Annotated in this window: 6 protein-coding genes, 1 tRNA gene, 1 pseudogene and 1 CRISPR repeat array; of the genes and pseudogenes, 6 read left to right on the forward strand and 2 right to left on the reverse strand. The window is 46.1% G+C overall.

Annotated elements, in window-relative coordinates; all coding sequences use genetic code 11:
• Positions 1-158: 158 nt before the first annotated feature.
• Positions 159-965, reverse strand: a complete 807-nt coding sequence (cpdA, locus tag NG833_RS00485) for a 3',5'-cyclic-AMP phosphodiesterase (RefSeq protein ID WP_254563371.1) — start codon at positions 963-965, stop codon at positions 159-161.
• Positions 966-1,132: 167 nt separating this feature from the next.
• On the opposite strand from cpdA, the gene NG833_RS00490 reads away from it, so the two are divergent.
• The 3 genes and pseudogenes from NG833_RS00490 to NG833_RS00500 all read left to right on the forward strand — a co-directional run bounded on the left by NG833_RS00490 (position 1,133) and on the right by NG833_RS00500 (position 2,063).
• Positions 1,133-1,203, forward strand: a tRNA-Cys gene (locus NG833_RS00490).
• A gap of 256 nt (positions 1,204-1,459) precedes the next feature.
• Positions 1,460-1,684, forward strand: coding sequence for a hypothetical protein (locus tag NG833_RS00495; RefSeq protein WP_254563372.1), 225 nt, complete (start codon positions 1,460-1,462; stop codon positions 1,682-1,684).
• Positions 1,674-2,063: pseudogene (locus NG833_RS00500) on the forward strand (type II toxin-antitoxin system VapC family toxin). Before NG833_RS00495 ends, NG833_RS00500 begins: the two are co-directional and overlap by 11 nt.
• Positions 2,064-2,266: 203 nt before the next feature.
• Here the strand turns inward: NG833_RS00500 and NG833_RS00505 are convergent.
• Positions 2,267-3,049: a hypothetical protein gene (locus NG833_RS00505; protein ID WP_254563373.1), complete on the reverse strand. Its 783-nt coding sequence runs from the start codon at positions 3,047-3,049 to the stop codon at positions 2,267-2,269.
• An 877-nt stretch (positions 3,050-3,926) separates the two neighbouring features.
• Positions 3,927-12,806: a CRISPR direct-repeat array (repeat unit 37 nt; unit sequence GTCTCAATGGCCCTAAATCCCTTTCAGGGATTGAAAC).
• A 1,680-nt stretch (positions 12,807-14,486) separates the two neighbouring features.
• Between NG833_RS00505 and NG833_RS00510 the strand changes: the two genes are divergently transcribed.
• The 3 genes from NG833_RS00510 to NG833_RS00520 all read left to right on the forward strand — a co-directional run bounded on the left by NG833_RS00510 (position 14,487) and on the right by NG833_RS00520 (position 21,268).
• Positions 14,487-15,761: an RNA polymerase sigma factor gene (locus NG833_RS00510; RefSeq protein ID WP_254563374.1), complete on the forward strand. Its 1,275-nt coding sequence runs from the start codon at positions 14,487-14,489 to the stop codon at positions 15,759-15,761.
• Positions 15,762-16,353: 592 nt separating this feature from the next.
• The gene (locus tag NG833_RS00515; RefSeq protein ID WP_254563375.1) at positions 16,354-19,299 is read left to right on the forward strand and encodes a glucosidase; all 2,946 of its coding nucleotides are present in this window, start codon (positions 16,354-16,356) and stop codon (positions 19,297-19,299) included.
• A gap of 151 nt (positions 19,300-19,450) precedes the next feature.
• On the forward strand, positions 19,451-21,268 hold the full coding sequence (locus NG833_RS00520; RefSeq protein WP_254563376.1) for a GMC family oxidoreductase: 1,818 nt from the start codon (positions 19,451-19,453) through the stop codon (positions 21,266-21,268).
• The last annotated feature ends 11 nt before the right edge of the window (positions 21,269-21,279 follow it).

Here is a 21,279-nt window from a genome sequence, read left to right on the forward strand (position 1 = left end):
GTGTCATGGCATCAGCCATGACACGCACCATCAGCAGCTTCATCGCCGGTTTAGGGACTGGAGCTTCCAACGAGGTGGGGCGTGACGAAAGCTGAGGCTTTCATCACGCGGTAACGACTGAAGTCGTTACTACAAACATTTGAGGGTGCGGGTTTTTGTTAATATCCCAGGGCGGTAAAATCCGGTTGCGAGGCGATCGCAACTCGTTCCACCTTCGTTTCCCAAGTACCATCGGGATAGAGATTAAACAAGCGAAACCCTGGGGACGCATCATCCAGAGCAAATTCAATACTTTTCGGCAGAAACTGGACACAAGTCGAAGGCGTCGCAAAATAAGCGACATTTTCCCGATAAAACAGTAAATTTTGGTGAACATGACCGCAGGCCACCAATTTCACATTACGATAACGACGATAACGGTCTAAAATTCCAAAAAATGCCTCAGCATTTTCCAGATTAATTTGGTCCAACCATTCCGAGTTCACAGGAAACGGGGGATGATGCAGGGCAATAAAGGTCGGCTGGTTGCCAGCTTTATATAATTCCCAGTCCAACCACTCCAAACTCGTCCTAGAGAGTCGTCCCCCATCGGCCCCTGGTACCTGAGAGTTGAGCAGGATAAAGCGCCAATTGCCCATTTCAAAGGATTTGTCCGCACAAAAGGGAGATTCGGTTAAAACCGACTCCATCACGGAGAGATTGTCATGATTGCCGGGAACCCAGTAGGTGGGAATTTGCAAGGGACGGATTAAATCCTGGAGAACTTGATAAGATTCTGGGGTTTCATCTTGAGAGAGGTCTCCGGTGAGTAGGAGGAGATCTCGGGCATAATTCAGGGAAAGCAATCCTCTTAAAACCGCCTGAAAGGATGAAAGGGTGGGGACCCCAAGCAATTTGCGATCGGGGCGGGCAAATAAATGAAGATCCGTGATTTGAGCTAATCGCAAAGGAGAGGCTGGGAGCATTGCTAGGCAAACAAACGGGCAACTCCATTAATCATACAGGTCCAGAGGCAATCCCGATGAACAGAATGCCTTAAGGAACTGGGCGATCGGCTTGAAGGAAAAATTTTCGTCACTGCTCTTGCATCCTCGCCAAACTCTGCTACAATAGAAGTTCATGACACAAAAGCGGCGGCATAGCCAAGTGGTAAGGCAGAGGTCTGCAAAATCTCCATCCCCGGTTCAAATCCGGGTGCCGCCTTAATTTATAATCCTTACGCAGTAAGCATTACAGCAAATGTCCCAGGTTTTCAAAAACCCGGGATTTGTCGTTTTCTGATATTTTAGCTACATAATCCGTTTTTTGGAACTCTTTTCAGCGCATCATTTCAAGCCGAGTTGTGCATACAATTGGTCAAATCAGCTAGAAAATAGCTAGAAAATAGCTAGACCTTTGAATACCGCATTCCGGATCATCCCCTGATAGAATCAGAGCAATCATTTACTCGCCTTTTTTTATGAACAAGACAATTGATGAAGTCATTAAACAACTCCAAACCATGCCACAGTCTTTACAAGAACGGGTGCTTGAATTTGCGCGAATGCTGGGAAACGCTGAAATTAAAGGGACTGCAGGGGAAGACTTACTGCGTTTTGCCGGTTGCATCCCTCCTGATGATTTGCTCTTGATGAGAGAAGCGATTGAGCAAGACTGCGAAGGGGTAGATATCAATGAGTGGTAGATACTTATTGGATACGAATATCATCATTGCCCTTTTTGCCGAAGAAGCCTTGGTCAAAACAAATTTGGGTCAAGCCTCTACAGTTTTCATTCCCAGTATCACCCTAGGGGAATTGTATTATGGAGCAAGAAAATCGGGTCGAACTCAAGCCAATTTATCCAAAATTGATGAGTTAGTTGCTAGTAGTGCTATCCTCGTCTGTGATGCTCATTCAGCCCAGCAATAGGGTCAGGTCAAAAACGAATTAAGGCGCAAAGGTCGTCCATTACCTGAGAATGATATCTGGATTGCCGCCCTAGCATTACAGCATGACCTAATTTTGGTGACTCGTGATGCTCACTTTCAAGAAGTTGACAATTTACAAGTTGTCGCTTGGTAGAGGCTTGGAAATTCCCAACTTTTAAGCCATAGATTAGCTACCTTGGTGATTTTTGCTATTTTCCCCTCAAAGGTTCTTCTGCAAAACCTTTATCCCCGGTTCAAATCCGGGTGCCGCCTTTGTAAAATCAAAGCGTTTCGCAGTCGCCTTGCGGGGCGATTTTTGGTTTTTGGGGAAAATCGCCCCGCAAGGCGACTGCGAGGTTAAAGTGGGGGCATCCATTCCAGGGCAATCCCAAAGCGAGTATCGTTATCCCCATCGGCATCGTGACGCCGGATATCCGTGGAGAGGCGAAATTGAGGCGTAATGGCATACCCAACGGCCAAAGTTCCTAACCCCACGGTTTGATCACCACCTATTCCCACGACGCTATATCCTACAGACAAATCTGCCCCCCCTGTGCGCGAGAGCACCAACATAGCGCGTCCCCCCAACTCTACCCCACTGGTGGAGTAAGATTCTCCCTCAATGTGACGATATCCCACCACGGGTGCTAGATTGAAATATCCCCCCAAGGGCAGCACATAATAACGCAACTGAGCACCGCCACCGGAAAATCCCCCACTTCCAGCAAAATAATCTCCACTGACGGTTAATCCGGTGTCACCAATAAAGATGTCCTCGACCCCGACATTCACCCCACTCCCATCATCATCGGAGGTAACTTGGGCATATCCCACCCGTACTCGGGTCCGAAAACTAGGGTCATTGTGAATCTCTTCCAAGACATTTGGCACTTCTTCTAACCACCGTTGGAGGACGGGACTGCCTTCGATGATTTCCGGACTCAAATCCAGGGATTGGGAGTTCAAGGGTTCCGAATCCAGGGGGGAGTCATCAAACTGGGCTAATAAGGGCTTTGCCGATGCCATAGGCATCCCGCCCCAAGTCAAGGTTTGCAGGGCGAGATAAATCAGACCGAGGCTGCACTTGAGGCTACAACCCACCAGTCGTCTGGGGACAAGGGAAATTAGGGATTGAAGCAATGGCACAGCCTCAGAAATTCTACGGCTTTCCTGGGTGCACTGCATTCCCTCAACTATCAATGGAGAGGAGACAGGAGGAAATAAGGGCCGGGAACTCCGATGGGTTGGATTAGGCATAGTCTTGAACTCGGATGAATGAGCAACGGCATGGTTAGTATGACATGAACAAATAGGCACCCTGGGAGGGAGGGGTCTGGAAACCTGTTCGGTTTGAGCAAAATGGGCCAAACTAGGTTTAAACTGGGTCTAGGCATCGGATTGAGATTATAACTCGTGACGAAGGCCGATCGCCCGTTGAGTTAACCAGGGGGATGAAGGGCGATCGGTCTCCCTTCTCTGACAATAACCGAACAGTTATATAAAAGCCAAGACTCGTCTTTGTTCAGCTCTCACATTCTATTTATTTTTTTGATTATTCCCCTGATTGTTCCCGCTCACTTCCCTTGGGATGAGTTAATTGGGCGGCGATCGCTTCTCTCTCTTTTGGAACGACTCCAAAATATACTTATCACTTAATTTCCCACAATATAAACGATTCCAAACTTGAGCGTTAAACCTGAGCCATAGGGTGTAAAATAAAAATAAAACCCATTACCGGAGTCCAACGGACAGATTCCAGCTTCTTTTGAGCGCGAACCCTAAGCTGTAGAAAGCAAGGATGGCAAAATAAACCCGGAAATCCTTGATAGCTCAGGCTTTGAAAGCTATTCCCCGGTCGGACGGTTCGCGCAAGTGCTGAAACCTATATGGAGCAATGATTTGAGAGGAAAATGAACTTCACCTATTTACAAGTCTGCGGCTGTAATGGTATTTTTAATCTAGGTTCGCGCAAATGCACCTTGAAAACTTCATATACCAAGGGTTTCAACCACCGACGGTCTCAATGGCCCTAAATCCCTTTCAGGGATTGAAACTAAATCGTTTAGCCTACTTAATCAGGCTTTTCATGTCTCAATGGCCCTAAATCCCTTTCAGGGATTGAAACGTATTTAGAAACCAGCCCGAACCACCCTGGAGAGTCTCAATGGCCCTAAATCCCTTTCAGGGATTGAAACTAGGCTTGATTGCATTAACGAATCAATAAATCAAGTCTCAATGGCCCTAAATCCCTTTCAGGGATTGAAACTTCATTATTCTTCTCGCTATCGCTAAAATTTACAGGTCTCAATGGCCCTAAATCCCTTTCAGGGATTGAAACTGACATTTTGAACCGAGTTGGGCAATGCGGGATGGTCTCAATGGCCCTAAATCCCTTTCAGGGATTGAAACAGAAGAATGCGACGAATCCTTGGTGACTGTTCCGTCTCAATGGCCCTAAATCCCTTTCAGGGATTGAAACTGCCAATTCCAGAGAATGCCTCACCCGCAAAATTTGCGTCTCAATGGCCCTAAATCCCTTTCAGGGATTGAAACTTAAACAAAGAGGATATAATATCGCGATCGCCTCTGTCTCAATGGCCCTAAATCCCTTTCAGGGATTGAAACAGCCAGAAGAAACCCAAGCATCTGATCACATTGCAGGTCTCAATGGCCCTAAATCCCTTTCAGGGATTGAAACTAGATCGGGAGAAAGACACAATCCTCCGATTGTATGTCTCAATGGCCCTAAATCCCTTTCAGGGATTGAAACTATCACCTATAGCCTGCCTTTCTTCCCTTTCTAAAAGTCTCAATGGCCCTAAATCCCTTTCAGGGATTGAAACTTTATATTATAGCACATTCACTGCGTAGGCCCTCCAGTCTCAATGGCCCTAAATCCCTTTCAGGGATTGAAACTACTTTTTTTTGTGCGCTCCCCCCTTTTCCTTCCTGTCTCAATGGCCCTAAATCCCTTTCAGGGATTGAAACACCGATATAGCGGAACGGCGCGATCGCCACCTGTCTCAATGGCCCTAAATCCCTTTCAGGGATTGAAACAGGGATTGTTGATAGCTTCCCTACCGAAAACTCGTGTCTCAATGGCCCTAAATCCCTTTCAGGGATTGAAACAGAAATTGAATGCACCTGGAGCGAAAAGCTCTGAGTCTCAATGGCCCTAAATCCCTTTCAGGGATTGAAACTTGAATCTCTCTGGCGTATTTATAACGAGCCTGAGCTTCGTCTCAATGGCCCTAAATCCCTTTCAGGGATTGAAACTGACATTATCCTTGGAAAACCTGGCAACAGCCTCTGTCTCAATGGCCCTAAATCCCTTTCAGGGATTGAAACCACAAAGTCCCACCCTCCTTTTTCGTCGATATAGCCGTCTCAATGGCCCTAAATCCCTTTCAGGGATTGAAACGTTTTAGCGAAGGTGATACCTACTTGGTCTATCGTCTCAATGGCCCTAAATCCCTTTCAGGGATTGAAACCATCGCCAAAAACCTGACCGCGAACATCTCTATAAGTCTCAATGGCCCTAAATCCCTTTCAGGGATTGAAACTTGTGGCTTCTGCTAAAGAGGCAGATCTTCCAGAAGGTCTCAATGGCCCTAAATCCCTTTCAGGGATTGAAACGATTCCTATTGTGGGAGAGGCACTGGCAAGCGCATTTGGTCTCAATGGCCCTAAATCCCTTTCAGGGATTGAAACGCAGACGTACTCGCCAAAACTGCTGCAACTGCCAACACGAGTCTCAATGGCCCTAAATCCCTTTCAGGGATTGAAACTTTCTCAAAAGTTGGCAGGGCTGAAAGATTCGGCGGTCTCAATGGCCCTAAATCCCTTTCAGGGATTGAAACGCAAAGTGCTATTAAGTGGGGAGATTGCCTCAAGGTCTCAATGGCCCTAAATCCCTTTCAGGGATTGAAACGGGAATCTACAACCAATTCGCCCGTTTCGTTCGGCGTCTCAATGGCCCTAAATCCCTTTCAGGGATTGAAACCTGAAATCTGGAACCATTCCAGCCGGTGGCGCGATCGTCTCAATGGCCCTAAATCCCTTTCAGGGATTGAAACAATACGACAATGGCATTCAGGAAATTAAAAAGGCGGTCTCAATGGCCCTAAATCCCTTTCAGGGATTGAAACCAACAGCATGGAGAGGCTCAACGCTTTGGGCCTACGAGTCTCAATGGCCCTAAATCCCTTTCAGGGATTGAAACATCTCGATTTGGTCCAAAACTTTACCGCTAACCAGTCTCAATGGCCCTAAATCCCTTTCAGGGATTGAAACAACAGATTCGACGAGTGAAAATAAGTAGAGAAGGAGTCTCAATGGCCCTAAATCCCTTTCAGGGATTGAAACGGCTTGAATACTACATCAATGAGTGATCCGATACACACGTCTCAATGGCCCTAAATCCCTTTCAGGGATTGAAACCTGGTCATCGTCTTTTTGACTCCAATGCTTCTAGGGGTCTCAATGGCCCTAAATCCCTTTCAGGGATTGAAACAACTAGAATGCCTAGAACGGAGACATCAATGCTAAGTCTCAATGGCCCTAAATCCCTTTCAGGGATTGAAACTAAAAAAGCAGCCGCTCGACAGGATCGCAGCGCCTGCAAGTCTCAATGGCCCTAAATCCCTTTCAGGGATTGAAACACGCAACTTCAAAAATGCGTAATCGCTGCGAGTAATGTCTCAATGGCCCTAAATCCCTTTCAGGGATTGAAACAAATTCTTCAACAAACGCAGGACTGGAATTAATAGTCTCAATGGCCCTAAATCCCTTTCAGGGATTGAAACCAGTAAGTCGGCTATAACCTCGCAAGAACAACACGTCTCAATGGCCCTAAATCCCTTTCAGGGATTGAAACTCATGATTTCGGTTTTACCGATTTAACGCTTGAGGCCAGTCTCAATGGCCCTAAATCCCTTTCAGGGATTGAAACACTATTTTTTGGTCAGGGTCAATCATACCCGGGCTAACAAGTCTCAATGGCCCTAAATCCCTTTCAGGGATTGAAACGGAAGAAGAGATTAAAAGCGCGTGGAAAATCATAGTCTCAATGGCCCTAAATCCCTTTCAGGGATTGAAACTGATTCCTAACCCCCCTTAATAGGTCGCTCGTTAAGTCTCAATGGCCCTAAATCCCTTTCAGGGATTGAAACACCGAATAGAATCGGGGAACAACAACGACCGTTTGGTCTCAATGGCCCTAAATCCCTTTCAGGGATTGAAACCGATTGACGCCAAGGAACAAGACGGCAAAATTTTAGTGAAGGTCTCAATGGCCCTAAATCCCTTTCAGGGATTGAAACATTTATGAAGTCACTGCCGAGGCTGAAGCTAATGTGGGTCTCAATGGCCCTAAATCCCTTTCAGGGATTGAAACGCACTCCTCAGAGAGGCGGGGGAGAAGTTCATTTCAGGAGTCTCAATGGCCCTAAATCCCTTTCAGGGATTGAAACCCCTCGGTGATGCGCCTCAAAAATTCCTCTAACTTGCGCGGGTCTCAATGGCCCTAAATCCCTTTCAGGGATTGAAACGCATCCTCTCAACTCTCTGAACTCATAGAAGGAGAAGTCTCAATGGCCCTAAATCCCTTTCAGGGATTGAAACCGAGAGATTGTTAACCTAGAGCGCAAGCAATCCGTGTCTCAATGGCCCTAAATCCCTTTCAGGGATTGAAACCCCAAAACATGACCTCTGGGTTGCACAGCATCAAGTCTCAATGGCCCTAAATCCCTTTCAGGGATTGAAACCGAATATATCAGGGAATGGTGGGGACAGGACGGGTCTCAATGGCCCTAAATCCCTTTCAGGGATTGAAACCTTGAAACACCATAAAACTAGCATTACTACCTAGTGTCTCAATGGCCCTAAATCCCTTTCAGGGATTGAAACAAGCAAAAAATATCCTTCAGTTCATCCCCCAGGGCATGTCTCAATGGCCCTAAATCCCTTTCAGGGATTGAAACCCAAAATAGTGAGAGGCCCGCACTCGTATTCAAGTCTCAATGGCCCTAAATCCCTTTCAGGGATTGAAACGACTTCGACCAGACTCATTTGCTCGTTCTCTTCGGTGTCTCAATGGCCCTAAATCCCTTTCAGGGATTGAAACTGAATTCGCCACTCTTAGGAGTTCCTATATCGATGTCTCAATGGCCCTAAATCCCTTTCAGGGATTGAAACCTGTAACAATCCGCTCTGCGGACTCAGAAAACAAGTCTCAATGGCCCTAAATCCCTTTCAGGGATTGAAACTCCGCATTTTTTTCCTTTTCCTCCGAAGAGTGATGAGTCTCAATGGCCCTAAATCCCTTTCAGGGATTGAAACATCAGAGCCTTCTCCCATCAAGAGAATCTCTTGTGGTCTCAATGGCCCTAAATCCCTTTCAGGGATTGAAACTCTGCTTGGATTTAATTTTTAGGGCGATTTTCTAGTCTCAATGGCCCTAAATCCCTTTCAGGGATTGAAACAATCTTTCACTTCATCGCCAGACCCAGCAAAGGATACCCCGGTCTCAATGGCCCTAAATCCCTTTCAGGGATTGAAACCTGAGATTTCTTCTCGGACCCGCTGGAGCAACCGTCTCAATGGCCCTAAATCCCTTTCAGGGATTGAAACCGATGAGGCTGCCATGCGGCGCTGAATTACCGGGTCTCAATGGCCCTAAATCCCTTTCAGGGATTGAAACGGGTTATACGATCTGGCAGAATCAATCCTTGCCCGTCTCAATGGCCCTAAATCCCTTTCAGGGATTGAAACGCAAGCTCTTTATATTCTTGCGTTGATCCAGGGAGGTCTCAATGGCCCTAAATCCCTTTCAGGGATTGAAACGAGTTTTCCTTTGCCGGTGCTGAACCCCCAACAGGTCTCAATGGCCCTAAATCCCTTTCAGGGATTGAAACCAGTTCAAATTCAAAAAGCGGGTCGGGGAGTTTGGTCTCAATGGCCCTAAATCCCTTTCAGGGATTGAAACTTAGAACGGGACGGCAGTACATCCGTTCCGATTCGTCTCAATGGCCCTAAATCCCTTTCAGGGATTGAAACAAATTCTCGGACTAAGCCATCTTTCCCATAGCGCTCAGTCTCAATGGCCCTAAATCCCTTTCAGGGATTGAAACGGCAGTTGGCTCGATCGCCCTCAGCAAGGCACAAGTCTCAATGGCCCTAAATCCCTTTCAGGGATTGAAACTGGTTGCTTCGCTGACCGGGGGAGTTGCAGGGGCAGCCGGGTCTCAATGGCCCTAAATCCCTTTCAGGGATTGAAACATCATAGCCATGCCGCCGCGCCACCGAGCGGAGTCTCAATGGCCCTAAATCCCTTTCAGGGATTGAAACATTGCATTTTCGGCATCACCTTTTTCTGCTTCCGCCAAGTCTCAATGGCCCTAAATCCCTTTCAGGGATTGAAACCACTTAGTTATGAGGTAGAGGGGAAAGAGGAGTTTAGTCTCAATGGCCCTAAATCCCTTTCAGGGATTGAAACAACCTCTCGGACGACGCTGCTACGATGTTCAGCAAGAGTCTCAATGGCCCTAAATCCCTTTCAGGGATTGAAACGGGTAAGACAGATGAGATTACTGACCAGTGGGGATTTTGGGTCTCAATGGCCCTAAATCCCTTTCAGGGATTGAAACGCTAACGAGAAATTGTTATCGGCATCATAAAAAAGTCTCAATGGCCCTAAATCCCTTTCAGGGATTGAAACCCAAGCACTCTCCCCGCAAGCTCTCCCCATGCCCCGTCTCAATGGCCCTAAATCCCTTTCAGGGATTGAAACTGGAAATCGACTTCAGCCAACTGCTGAAGCCCTCTGTGCGTCTCAATGGCCCTAAATCCCTTTCAGGGATTGAAACGCCAAATCTGAACCCGCCAAAAAGGTATCTGCCGCGTCTCAATGGCCCTAAATCCCTTTCAGGGATTGAAACTTAATATCATCCCCGATTCCCATCGCCACCCTGATCGTCTCAATGGCCCTAAATCCCTTTCAGGGATTGAAACGTATCGATTGGCATCTCTCCACTGAGCGGAACGTGTCTCAATGGCCCTAAATCCCTTTCAGGGATTGAAACGTTGATGAGAAGTGTTTTTCCTGTTTTGGCTTCGTCTCAATGGCCCTAAATCCCTTTCAGGGATTGAAACATGAACTAAAAATTCCCCTTGTTCATATCCCACCGTCTCAATGGCCCTAAATCCCTTTCAGGGATTGAAACGAGGGGAGGGCAAAATGCACCGAAACCGTGAGGTCTCAATGGCCCTAAATCCCTTTCAGGGATTGAAACATGCCCTGGAATTATTCCCTGAAATTGATTTCGCGTCTCAATGGCCCTAAATCCCTTTCAGGGATTGAAACATGAGTCAACGTGAACTTAGCGCGATCGGCACTAGTCTCAATGGCCCTAAATCCCTTTCAGGGATTGAAACCAGTTCATTCTGTCGTGCGAAGCAAACAGTTATGGTCTCAATGGCCCTAAATCCCTTTCAGGGATTGAAACAATCGAACCCCCACCCCGGATGAGGTAGCGCCATGTCTCAATGGCCCTAAATCCCTTTCAGGGATTGAAACTCATTGGTTTCCATCGTTTTACTTTTTGGATTTGTCTCAATGGCCCTAAATCCCTTTCAGGGATTGAAACAGATAAAAGAAGAGGGCATCAGTCAACCAACTGCCGGTCTCAATGGCCCTAAATCCCTTTCAGGGATTGAAACGAGTCTTTTTGACTCATCTGGATGAACCCCATGGTCTCAATGGCCCTAAATCCCTTTCAGGGATTGAAACAGATTAGATTCCCAGAGTTCCCCCCGCAAAGGTCTCAATGGCCCTAAATCCCTTTCAGGGATTGAAACAAACACATCGGTCCCGACACACAGCATAGCAGATGTCTCAATGGCCCTAAATCCCTTTCAGGGATTGAAACGTGTGCGACCGTGCTTGCCACTGGGAAATTTGGTCTCAATGGCCCTAAATCCCTTTCAGGGATTGAAACCAGTAGCGATGCGAATCTCAATTTGATGGTTCGGTCTCAATGGCCCTAAATCCCTTTCAGGGATTGAAACTTTTAAGCGCGGCTTGCTGCTTTTGGTGCTCATTCGTCTCAATGGCCCTAAATCCCTTTCAGGGATTGAAACGAAATTAAGTGGGCGGGCTATTCAGCGTCCCTGTGTCTCAATGGCCCTAAATCCCTTTCAGGGATTGAAACAACCTTAATTAAATTGATGAGAATCTCGCAGACGGCGTCTCAGTCTCAATGGCCCTAAATCCCTTTCAGGGATTGAAACCGAGCATTTCCAGGTTCGCCTTGGCTTCGGCAATGGTCTCAATGGCCCTAAATCCCTTTCAGGGATTGAAACTTCATTAAGCTCGGAAATCGCATCTAAAAGAGCAGTCTCAATGGCCCTAAATCCCTTTCAGGGATTGAAACGTAAATCTATTTTTAGGATTTAGCAAACGCTTTGATAGTCTCAATGGCCCTAAATCCCTTTCAGGGATTGAAACATTTACTGGTTAGGGGTAGATTCCCCTTGACTTTCAGTCTCAATGGCCCTAAATCCCTTTCAGGGATTGAAACCTAAAAGAATTGCCAGAGAAGCAGCGGATTTTTGTCTCAATGGCCCTAAATCCCTTTCAGGGATTGAAACGATTTAAAGGCCACAAAAAGCCTCAACAGAAATTTATCTGTTGAGGCGTCTCAATGGCCCTAAATCCCTTTCAGGGATTGAAACTGGAGAGAGGCGATCGCAACTCGACCAATCCGATGTCGTCTCAATGGCCCTAAATCCCTTTCAGGGATTGAAACTTGTCATATCCCTAAAGATAGATTGACCGCTGTCAGTCTCAATGGCCCTAAATCCCTTTCAGGGATTGAAACTCTTTTTTACCATACGATACCTGGAAGAAAAACGAGTCTCAATGGCCCTAAATCCCTTTCAGGGATTGAAACGGGACCGGGATCCGCCTTCGCCTCGGTGAGATCTGGCAGGGTCTCAATGGCCCTAAATCCCTTTCAGGGATTGAAACCACTCGATACGAGTGACCCCGGAAATCCACCATCAGGTCTCAATGGCCCTAAATCCCTTTCAGGGATTGAAACGAAAAGCACCCCGACAATTAGCGCTGATGGTGGAGTCTCAATGGCCCTAAATCCCTTTCAGGGATTGAAACGCTGTACTCGAAAACCTGAAAGTAGCAGGGAAGTCTCAATGGCCCTAAATCCCTTTCAGGGATTGAAACCTGTGATGGCAATTTCCCCGATTACAGCTTGGAGTCTCAATGGCCCTAAATCCCTTTCAGGGATTGAAACCGATAAATTTGCGATCTTTTTCTAGCTGGCTTTGGTCTCAATGGCCCTAAATCCCTTTCAGGGATTGAAACGATTGCGTTCCCAATATAATAGATCGCCCAGATCCTGTGTCTCAATGGCCCTAAATCCCTTTCAGGGATTGAAACTCGGACATTCCCTGGCAGGGAACGAACCAAGTCGATAGTCTCAATGGCCCTAAATCCCTTTCAGGGATTGAAACACCTTTTCCCAACACAATCTGATAATTTCAGAATCCGTCTCAATGGCCCTAAATCCCTTTCAGGGATTGAAACAGACGTTTGCTGTGATTGAAAAGGCTGGATTCAATGTGTCTCAATGGCCCTAAATCCCTTTCAGGGATTGAAACTTGAACTGAACCATGCGAGAATGTTTTCCCTGAACGATTCGTCTCAATGGCCCTAAATCCCTTTCAGGGATTGAAACTTCCCGATGTGGCTGGGTTTCGGGACCCAAAGCTTGTCTCAATGGCCCTAAATCCCTTTCAGGGATTGAAACTTCAATAGGTGCTACTCTTCAGCAGCACCATTACGTCTCAATGGCCCTAAATCCCTTTCAGGGATTGCCACGGCAAAACCTTTACCCCCATTTTGAACTTGGGGCCAGATTCATCACATCAAAGATTGGGACCGATCGCCTTTCAACTGGATTTTCTATTCAGGGCCACACTGCCCCAACATATTTTTATATAACAAATTAACAATAGCTAAAAAGTGATAAGTCAAGACCGATCGCCCTCTAGGGTGGGGTGCTGTGGGGCCAGCGCGATCGCCGGACCGAGGGGGAGGGGTTTCTCTCTCGGTGCGATCGCCGACTGACCAACCCAAGTATTTTCACGGACTACTCAATGACATTTTTCTTTAAAAAATCAGTAATTATACGGATTTACAAAAATCCCCCGATGCCAGTTCATAAAATGTCCAAAAAAATACTCCGATGTTGATTAAGTTATACGTTACGCAAACACCAACAAAAACAGGAGTGAGGTTTACTGAGTATTAGAACAGTTCTGTGTAGTCTATTTGTGGATCCGCTGATTACCCCGGGCAGATCGACGATATACACAACAGGTCAAATTAAAATGTTTAACCGGCCATAATTTCCTCCGAGTTTAATCGTTATGTTTCTTTACACAAGTGATTTCCCTTTCCTCTTGACGTCCATCTCGCTAAAGCAGTAGGATAAATCTATCTTGAGATAGAGGATAAAAAACTAATTTTCTGTATAGTACCGGCCAACCAGCCAAAACCCTCGGCATCGAAGTACGGATACAGGTCTGCGATCGCTGCTTAACCCCAGAGATTAGACCCATTGCCCTTGATTTCCAGCTTCTACTCCATCAACTCCCCCATTGCCCGATGGGTGAGGGCGGAGAATGGGTTAAGCGCAGGAATCAATGGGCGATAAAACGCTACTTAAAGATAGCCATCCCCTACCTGTAGCAAAAAGCCCATCCGGTTTAAACACAACTCCCGGTTTCTGGCTTCTCAACTCACCCTTTCATAATGCCCACTCAAGTACCCAATGGAATCCATGACCTCAGCAGTTGAAAGACCTACCCAGGCACACTTACAGAATCCGCTCAAACCCAAGGACTCAGCAGATTGGCAGATCTGGATAGGATCTGCAATTGCCTCATTTTTTTTACAAATACCCGGGAAATTCTCAAGGGAAATATTACCCGCGATTATCCGGGGTTTAAGCGTTTACCGGGTAATTTGTAACTTTTAATCTAAGCAAATTACCTAATTTTTAAGAAAACAAATTCAGGAATTTCATCAATTGATCGAGGGATATTTTAGGACCTTTATGAAAGGCGACTGGCCCAAAATATCCCGCCCAAATCATCAGACCTCTTGCTCAATAACTAAAGAGACACCCCCAGCCCCCCGGTGACAGTGGGGGGAGTTCCGGAATGAACCCAGAAGTCCATTCACAAAATCCCTGGTTCAACCGTCTAATACATGGAAGGCTACAGATTTAGTAGTCTGCTGAGTCCATCAAACACCCTTGCCTATGTAGTATTATCACGATCTACCTGTAGCATAAAGAGTTATTTATTTCATTGCCCACAACTCGACCCATTCACTATTTTAAATCACTCAACTATGGCCCTGCTTAACCTCCAATAAAACACCGACCTGCAACCCCAACCAAGCCATTCCAAACGGCTCATTGACCAAAGGTTTACAGCATTAGAGAGAATTTGGCTGAATAGCCTTTCAATCAATTCAATAGGTGAAACTATCGTGGTGCAATCTACTACTACCGACATCCAGCCCCTAACCGAAGAAGAACAACTTTTAAAACCCCTTGCAGCCGGGGAATACCAAGCCTTTTGGTCCCTCTTCCAGCAGCATCAAGACCACCTATTTCGATGCTGTCTCAAGTGGATGGACGGCAACTCAACCGAGGCCGAAGATCTCCTGAGTCAGGCGATGCTCAAAGCTTTTAAAAAAGCCCATAAATATGCGGAAAAAATCCAAAACTTTAAATTTTGGATAACCAAGCTGATTCGTAATTATTGGCTTGACCTCAAGCGTCACCAAGGCTTGAAAACCTTGGAGTATATAGAATGGTACGGGGAGCAAGAGGAGCGAGAATGGATTTCGCTTCAAGACTCCCCCGCAAGCGCCTTAGAGAACGACGAGCAAAAACGGGTCATTCGCCGTGCGATTAATCAGTTACCTATTCGGTTGCATGAAACATTTGTACTGCATTTTTATCAAGAGTTTTCTCATCAAGAAATAGCAAAACAGCAACAGATTTCTTACCCCAATGTTTGCAAGCGAATTTCCCAAGCACGGGCAATTCTGCGAGAGGAGTTGAGGGGATATTTTATTGGGGAAGAAAACCTTTTAATAAAATCCCTTGTTACCCCAGCAGTAACGGAGTTGGCAACAGAGGAACTATCCCAGCAGAATCGGGAAGAAGTTGACACCCCTGTAGATGAGCCGGTGACATCATCCGTGGGGGGGGCGATCGCCGCGACTGTTGTGGGTGAGGAACCCATTGAGGTTGTGCGATTCCAGCCGCCTTCTGAGTTAGAGGCGATCGCCCCGACTTCTCACGCCACCTTATCCATCAAGAAAACGGCTGATTCCTGCATTCCAGCAACCGGGTCTGAATGGCCGCTTGCAGCGATTTGGGCCTGGATTCACGTTGAAGAAAAAACGAGAATTTGGGACTGTTTATGGAGGCTGATGCAGTGGATGCAAAAACTGCATCAAGTGAGGCAATGGGCGGAAAAATACAGGCGAAAAATCGGCTCTCCTCCTGGATCGGGTTTTCCCGCTAATCAATCCTTAATCAAGAGTTTATCCCCGATGAAGATCGGGGAAAACTTTCCGGTGAATTTAACCTGTTCAAAGGGTGCTGATTTCCCGGACAACGTTAAACCGGGTCCGAGGATCTACGCCATTGGTATAGGATTAGGAAGAGGACAAATCCCCGGATTTTTGGCTCCGTTTGTCATAGGGAGCAAAATGCTCCCACGCCTTAAAGAATTGTCCAACCTTTCCTAAAAGACGGGTTTTATATAGCATTCCTAACTGATTTATAACATCTTGAGCCTCCCCTCTCCCGTTCTGGGCGAGGGGTTGGGGTGAGGGTATTCCACAACTGATTTAGGATTGCTATATAGAGTATTTGAGTTCACTAAACCGGATCCAACTCATTAACCGACTTTCCCTCTAGGAAATCCAAAACGTTACGTTTTGATATTGATTATTCCAATTTTATATGAGGGTTAGTCTAATCCCAATTCGGTATATTTAACGTCTGTTTTATGTTTTTGAAACCTATAGACAGGCTGTGTTTCTGTACCCGTACCCTCGAATCTGTTGGTGTTTACAAACCGCTCTAACCAGAATGGAGGAAACCCCCCGATGTTTAGGGGCTTGGACGAAAGATAGGTTTGTCGAACGGGAACAATTCAGAAATTTGGGTTAAAGATCGTCTTTAAGGAAAGAGAGCAACAACTCACAAGGATTGCTTCGCGGTAAGCGATCGCGCAATTCTTGCTGGAATAGGAGAGAGTCCACTTCCACTGTAGGCAGTGCAGAAGCCCTACTCAAGCTCTGTAACTGATTAGCTCAATACACTACCCAAACAACCATGACTTCAATTCAAGACACCGCCGAAGGCAAACGATTAGCAGAAGAACGTGAGAATAAGAAAAGCAATTGGAAGAAATGGGGTCCCTATGTGAGCGATCGCCAGTGGGGAACTGTTCGGGAACATTACAGCGAAACTGTTGAGGCATGGGACGATTTTACCCATGACCAAGCTCGTTCTCGGGCCTATCGTTGGGGTGAGGATGGGATTGCAGGGATATCCGATGATCACCAGAATATTTGTTTTGCGATCGGCCTGTGGAATGAACAAGATGCCATCATCAAAGAAAGGCTGTTTGGTTTAACCGGCAACGAAGGGAATCACGGGGAAGATGTGAAAGAATATTACTTTTACACGGACAATACCCCCACTCACTCTTACATGAGTTGCCTCTATAAATACCCCCAAGCAGCTTTTCCTTATAAAGAGTTAGTTGACGAAAACCGACATCTGAAATCTAACTATAAAGCCGCTCCTGAATACGAGCTGATGAATACAGGAGTTTTTAATGACAATCGGTACTTTGATGTTGCCATCAATTACGCCAAAAAGTCAGAAGAAGATATCCTGATCCAAATTTCCGTCAGCAATCGGGGCTCAGAAACCGCGACGCTCCATCTCTTGCCTACCCTGTTCTTCCGCAATACTTGGTCTTGGGGCTATCCCAATCAGAACAAAGCGGATAAATCCTTAAAAACCGTCAAATCAGACCCTAACTTAAGCGTTATCGAAGTTGTATGCAACAGTGAAAACTTAGGAAAACGATGGCTGTATTGTGAAGGGCCAAAAGAACTCCTTTATACCGAAAATGAAACCAACAAAAAAATATTAAAATGGGGGGAAAATGATTCCCCTTATGTTAAAGATGGCATCAACGATTATATCGTCTCCAAAGGGAAAGCCCAGACCGTCAATCCCAATCAGGTTGGAACCAAAGCCTCAGCCCATTATGAATTAATCCTGGCCCCTGGGGAAACGAAAACTGTGCGCTTGCGCTTCTCTCCAGAGAATTTGGATTCTCCCTTCAGTGATGAATTTGACACCACCTTCACCCAGCGCAAGAATGACGCGGATGAATTTTATCAGGCAGTTTGTCCCTATGATATTCCTGATGATGTGCGGGCTGTCCAGCGCCAAGCTTTTGCCGGGATGTTGTGGAGCAAGCAATTTTATCACTATATCGTAGCGGACTGGATCAATGGAGATCCCACTCCGCCTAAACCCCCCCAATCTCGTAAATCCGGCGACAAAAATAAAGCGTGGACTCATTTATTTAATGAGGATATTATTTCCATGCCTGATAAATGGGAATATCCTTGGTTTGCTGCCTGGGACTTAGCATTTCATACCCTGCCTTTTGCCCTGATTGATATCGAGTTTGCCAAGAAGCAACTCTATCTCTTCACCCGGGAATGGTATATGCATCCCAACGGTCAAATGGCCGCTTATGAGTGGAATTTTGGGGATGTTAATCCGCCCGTTCATGCTTGGGCTGCATGGCGGGTTTATAAACTCGAAGAAAAACTTTATGGTCAAGGGGATACCAATTTTCTGGAAGATGTGTTTCAAAAGTTATCCCTCTATTTTACCTGGTGGGTTAACCGGAAAGATGCGAATGGTAATAATGTCTTTGAAGGTGGCTTCTTAGGCTTAGATAACATTGGGGTAATAGACCGGAGTAACTTGGATCTTGAGGAGGCAAAGATTGAGCAGTCAGATGGAACAAGCTGGATGGCGATGTTCTGTTTGAATATGCTGAAAATTTCCAGTGAACTCGCCAAACAAGATAAAGATTTGGCGAAAACCTATGAAAAACTTCGCCAGAAATATCAGGAGCTAGTTAAGGAGGATGCAGATCAAGAGCTAATCGCCACTTATCAGACTCTGGTCAAGAAAACGGGCCGCAGTAACTACGAAGACATGGCATCTAAATATTTTCAACATTTTCTGTTGATTGCGGATGCGATGAATAAAGTAGGGGGGAACGATATCGATATCTGGAACGACGAGGACAAGTTCTATTACGACATCTTGAAGGCTCCTAAGAGTAATGTATCAGGTGCGAACAGTGCCGGTGCACTCTCCATGAAGGTGCGATCGCTAGTCGGATTAATTCCCCTGTTTGCAGTGGAAACCATTGACAAAGATATCGTTAAGGATTACTTGAACTTGGATTTTCAAGCTCGCATGAATTGGTTTGTCAAAAATCGCCCTCAACTTTTGAACCACCAAAACATCGAACTGCGTTCCTCGGAAAATCAGGACGAAACAGATCCAGAAAAAGGCTTGTATTTGTCGCTGGTCAATAAAGAGCGGTTGCAACATATTTTGAGTAAAATGTTGGATTCAACCGAATTCTTGAGCGATTACGGGATCCGGGGTTTGTCAAAATACCACGAAGCTCACCCTTATGTTTTGTGGATAGAAGGTAAAGAACATCGATTGGAATATGAACCCGCAGAATCCAAATACCCCATGTTTGGCGGTAACTCGAATTGGCGGGGTCCGATTTGGATGCCTGTGAATTTTCTCCTCATTGAGTCCCTCCAGAAGTTTCATGCTTACTGGGGAGATGATCTCAAAGTTAAATGTCCCACCACCACGGGGGAAATCAAAGAGATGAACCTGGAGGAAGTCTCCATCGAGTTATCGAAGCGGCTCACCAGTATCTTTCTGAAAAAATCGGGTTCCAATCCTTCGGAATCCTCCTCGGAATCCTCCTCGGAATCCTCCTCATCTAAACCCTCCTCCACTGAACCTTGGCGACCCGTTTATGGCGGTTCAGAAAAGTTTCAAAAAGACCCCTACTGGCGTGATTTGATTCTGTTCTATGAATATTTTCATGGCGATAATGGTGCGGGAATTGGTGCCAGCCATCAAACCGGATGGACTGGAGTCGTAGCCAATTTAATTCAAGATTTGGCAGAAAAATCGGCGTTCAAATAATTGCGATCGCCCCTCTGAAAATTAGGAAAATAGGGGAATAGGGGAGATGACTCACATCCTCCCTATCCCCCATCTCGGCTACATCAAAGCTGGCCCTGACCAGATTTTCAAATCACTTCAGGCGAATCAACTCACCTTTAAGGAGTAAATCATGAGTCCCCTTCACGAATTGGTAATATCCGTTGATGTAGAGACGGTCTCAAAAACATCTTATGATGTAGTCATCGTCGGATCAGGGATTGCAGGAGCGATCGTTGCCAAAGAATTGAGTGAACAAGGAAAAAGCGTTTTAATTTTAGAAGCCGGACAATCCAAGGATTTAACCCTAGCCGGGTTTCAAAGTTATATTGACACCTTCTATAGTGCGGCGGAAAAAAATTCCAACGCTCCCTATGCCAAAAATCCAAATGCCCTGAGTCCGACTGATGACGATGAGTATTTTGTAGAAAAAGGCCCGATGAGGCTGAGTGGTTCTTATACCAGAGTCCCCGGTGGAACAACCATGCACTGGGAAGGGAAAACCATCCGAATGTTACCGGAAGATTTCGAGTTACGCACCAAATATGGACAAGGGTTAGATTGGCCGATTAGCTATCAAGACCTGATGCCCTACTACAATAAAGCCGAGTACGAAATTGGGGTTTCTGGGAACAAAGAGGAGCAAGAAGCACTGGGCGTTCCCTTTGATGAAGGCTATGTTTTTCCCATGGAAGCAATGCCTCCTTCTTACTTAGATAAAAAAGTAATGGACAAAGTTAAGGGGACTAAAGTCAAACTCGACGAAGAGGAGTATGAATTAACCTTCGCAGGTTTTCCTCAAGGTCGCAATGGTGTCCCCAATCCTAAATACGATCGCGGTAACCCCTTTGTCCCCGAGGGCGTCAGCAGTATTCATCCCGTACAGTATGGGGAACGATGCCAAGGAAATGCCAACTGCGTTCCCCTCTGTCCAGCTCAAGCCAAATATGATGCTCGTCGAACTTTAACCAAAGCCTTCCAAACGGGTCGGGTTCATTTACTCTGCCAAGCAGTCGCTTTCAAGATAGAAATCGAGCCAGAAAACGGTCGGGTAACTGCTGTTCACTACAAGCGATATGAAGAACCCAAAAATCCTGCTCACAAGGTCGGAATCGCCAAAGGAAAATTATTTGTCCTAGCCACAAATGCCGTAGAGAATGCTCGTCTGATGCTGGCTTCTGATTTGCCCAATGAGAATGGACTAATCGGGCGTTATCTGATGGATCACCCCTTTACCTTGGCTTGGGCTTTGATGCCGGAAGTAACCGGCACCATGCGCGGACCTCTGGCGACAACAGGAATTGCCACATTTCGTAAAGGCGGGTTTCGTCAGAAACAATCTGCCTTTGCTGCGGATATTCACAATGATGGTTGGGGATGGGCAACGGGTTCGCCCTACACAGAAGTCACCGATGCCGTTGACAACAAAAACAAATATGGACAAGCACTTCGCGATACTTTAGTTAATCGGATTTCCCGACAACTCCTGCTGGCGTTCATGTGTGAATTACTTCCAGAACCCAGTAACCGAGTCACAATTGATGCCAAATACAAGGATCAATTGGATAATTTTCGTCCCGTAATTAACTTCAACATCCCGGATTACAGTATCCGAACCCTGGCCTATACCCGCAAACTTTCTCGGGTGATTTTCCAACGGTTAGGAGCAGAAGATTATACCCACTACAATCCTAAAGACCCGGCCTATTTTGAATTTGAGGGAGAAGGTTACTTCTACAAAGGAGGAAATCACTTTTCTGGAACTCATATCATGGGAACCAATGACAAGAACTCCGTTGTCAATTCCAAATTACGGTCTTGGGCTCATGAGAATCTTTTCCTGGTTGGTTCAGGGAGTATGCCGACTATTGGCAGTTCCAATACCAGTTTGACGATCGCCGCCCTTAGTTTTATGGCATCGGAACAAATGCTGAAAGATTTAAACGCCTAACAATTGTTGCC

Source organism: Oscillatoria sp. HE19RPO, assembly GCF_024220515.1.
In the GTDB taxonomy this organism is placed as follows: domain Bacteria; phylum Cyanobacteriota; class Cyanobacteriia; order Cyanobacteriales; family Laspinemataceae; genus Laspinema.

Bases quoted from the DNA above. Each gene is read 5' to 3' on its own strand.
- NG833_RS00495 (WP_254563372.1), top strand. From the start codon at position 1,460: ATGAACAAGACAATTGATGAAGTCATTAAACAACTCCAAACCATGCCA.
- NG833_RS00515 (WP_254563375.1), top strand. From the start codon at position 16,354: ATGACTTCAATTCAAGACACCGCCGAAGGCAAACGATTAGCAGAAGAA.
- cpdA (WP_254563371.1), bottom strand. From the start codon at position 965: ATGCTCCCAGCCTCTCCTTTGCGATTAGCTCAAATCACGGATCTTCAT.
- NG833_RS00520 (WP_254563376.1), top strand. From the start codon at position 19,451: ATGAGTCCCCTTCACGAATTGGTAATATCCGTTGATGTAGAGACGGTC.